Here is a 445-nt window from a genome sequence, read left to right as displayed (position 1 = left end):
GAGGTTGCGCTGATAAGGTTTTACCTGAGCCAGTAGGGTCGGTGAGTAGGATGTTGGATTTGGACAATTCAACCTTGCCCTCTGCTTTTGGATGACACAGGCGTTTGTAGTGGTTGTAAACCGATACTGCCAACGCCTGTGTTGCGTGTTTCGGACCGAGAAAGTGGTCGTTGAGGTTGGCAATGATTTCGGCCGGGGTAGGCAGTTTTTTCTCGGTGTTTTCTTCTTTTGCTTTGGCAAGCTCGTTTTCAATTTCGCCGGATTCGTTGTCTTGCAGCATCATGCCGCAAGTTTCTACACATTTGTTGCAGATGAAGGCGTGTTCGCCTTCGATCAGATTTTTAACGTCGTTTTCGGACTTCCCGCAAAATGAACAGGTGCGTTTTTCTTCAGACATAATAATTTATTCGTATGGTTGTATGGAGGCTGTGTTGTAAAGGGGGAA

General features: G+C 46.5%; 1 protein-coding gene. It reads right to left on the bottom strand.

What is annotated here, in order from left to right; translation table 11 throughout:
* The coding region (locus tag ACTHUR_RS20985) for a ClpX C4-type zinc finger protein (RefSeq protein WP_440400743.1) at window positions 1–397 on the bottom strand (397 nt) is incomplete at its 3' end.
* Between the last annotated feature and the right edge of the window lie 48 nt (window positions 398–445).

The organism is Neisseria sp. P0021.S007, assembly GCF_051956855.1.
The sequence above is the reverse complement of the archived record's forward strand: the minus strand, read 5'-3'. Positions and strand labels throughout refer to the sequence as shown.